The organism is Protofrankia sp. Cr1, assembly GCF_963555865.1.
In the GTDB taxonomy this organism is placed as follows: Bacteria; Actinomycetota; Actinomycetes; order Frankiales; family Frankiaceae; genus Protofrankia.
Map to the genome: position 1 here is coordinate 1654 of NZ_CAUVXO010000141.1, position 1945 is coordinate 3598.

Annotated in this window: 1 protein-coding gene; it reads right to left on the reverse strand. The window is 75.4% G+C overall.

The genetic code is table 11. From position 1 onward, the window contains the following. Positions 1–1945 (reverse strand): VWA domain-containing protein (locus U9980_RS13260; protein WP_322768187.1); only part of this gene is annotated, 1945 nt, incomplete at both ends.

The following is a 1945-nucleotide window of genomic DNA, read 5'->3' on the forward strand; positions in this document are numbered from 1 at the left end:
CCGCCAGCGCGTCGATCGGGATGGTCGTGCCGCCGAGCGCGGTCGCGAGGCGGTCGGCCAGGCCCAGGCGCACGTACCCGCTCTCGCAGTCGACGACGATGCTCGCCAGGCCGCGACGAGCCAGCGCCCGCGCGGGGGTGAGCGGGTCCGGCCCGGCGGTGGCACGGCCGTCGGTGACGACGATCAGCAGCGGACGTCGGTCCGGGTCGCGGCGGCGTTCGGTCGCGAGGACCTCGCCGGCGCGGGTAAGCCCGGCTGCCAGCGGGGTCCGCCCGCCAGTCGGCAGGGACGCGAGCCGCGCCGCGCCCACCTCCACACTCGATGTCGGGGGGAGGACGAGATCGGCGCCGGAACCCCTGAAAGTGATCATTCCGACCCGGTCGCGGCGCTGGTAGGCGTCGAGCAGGAGGGACAGCACGGCGGTGGTGACCGTACGCATGCGGGCGCGGGCGGCCATCGAACCGCTGGCGTCCACCAGGAACAGGACCAGGTTGCCCTCACGTCCCGCCCGGACCGCACCGCGCCGGTCGGTGGGACGTAGTGCGAGCCCCGGGCCTACCCGCCCGCGGGCGTGCTGCCAGGGCGCGGCTGCCCGCAGGGTCGCCAGCAGGTGCAGGCCGGGTGCGTCCGGGGAGCTCGTGACGACCGCGCCGTGCGAGGTGCGGGCGCGTGAGCGGCGGCCGGGCGCGCCCAGCGGCGTTCCGGTGTCTGGGATCTCCAGCCGGCGCGGGCGGAACGACGGGCCGGGCGTGCCTGCACGTCGCTCCTGGCGCCCCTGCCCCTGCCCCGCCGTGGCACGGTATTCCCCGGCATCCTGTTCCGGGGCATCGTGTTCCGCGGAACGTGGGGATGGGACGACATCCGACTCGGCCGTCCGCTCCGCTGTCGTTTCCGGCCCGCTGGACGTCGGCCCGCCGCGTCCACCACCGCCACCGGGCGACGGGGGGCGATCCGGGTCCATGTCCGGGTCCATGTCCGGGTCAAGGTCGGGGTCCGGACCGGTGGGGGACTCCTCCGCGTGCTCGTGCGCAGCCTCGTCCAACGCCTTGGTCAGGGCGTCTTCGTCCAGGCCGGGCGCGTCGAACGGGCCACGGCGGCAGCGGTGCGGCAGGGCCAGGCGGGCGGCCCGGCGGACGTCGTCGGCGTCGACGGTCTCCCGGCCTTCCCAGGCGGCCAGCGCGATCGCGGTGCGTGCCACGACCACGTCCGCGCGCATCCCGTCCACGTCGAACGCCGCACACACCGCGGTGACCTGGCGCAGTGCGGAGTCGGGCAGTTCGACAGCGGGCAGCCGGTCGCGGGCGGTGGCGATCCGGGCGGCCAGGGCGGTCTCCTGCACCGCCCAGCGAGCGGCGAAGGCGTCGGGGTCGGCGTCGTAGGCCAGCCTGCGGCGCACCACCTCGGCCCGCACCGGCGGCTGTCGGCTGGCGGCAACCTCGACGGTCAGTCCGAAGCGGTCCAGCAACTGCGGGCGCAGCTCACCTTCTTCGGGGTTCATCGTCCCGACCAGCAGGAAGCGGGCTGCATGGCGCACCGACACCCCGTCACGTTCCACGTGGGCGACACCGAGGGCGGCCGCGTCCAACAGCAGGTCGACGAGATGATCGTGCAGGAGGTTGACCTCGTCGACGTAGAGCAGGCCGCGATGGGCGGCGGCGAGCAACCCCGGCCGCAGCGAGGTGACGCCTTCGGCGAGCGCCCGGTCGAGGTCGATCGCCCCGGTGACCCTGTCCTCGGAGGCGCCGACCGGCAGCTCCACCAGGCGCGCCGCCCGGGTGCTCGGCCGCGCCTCCGGTGGATGCGGGCCGTCCGGGCAGTCGGGGTCGACCGCGGCCGGGTCACAGGAGAACCGGCAGCCGGTTACCACGTTCACCGGTGGGAGCAACGCGGCGAGCCCTCGGACCGCGGTCGACTTGGCCGTGCCCTTCTCGCCGCGGACGAGGAC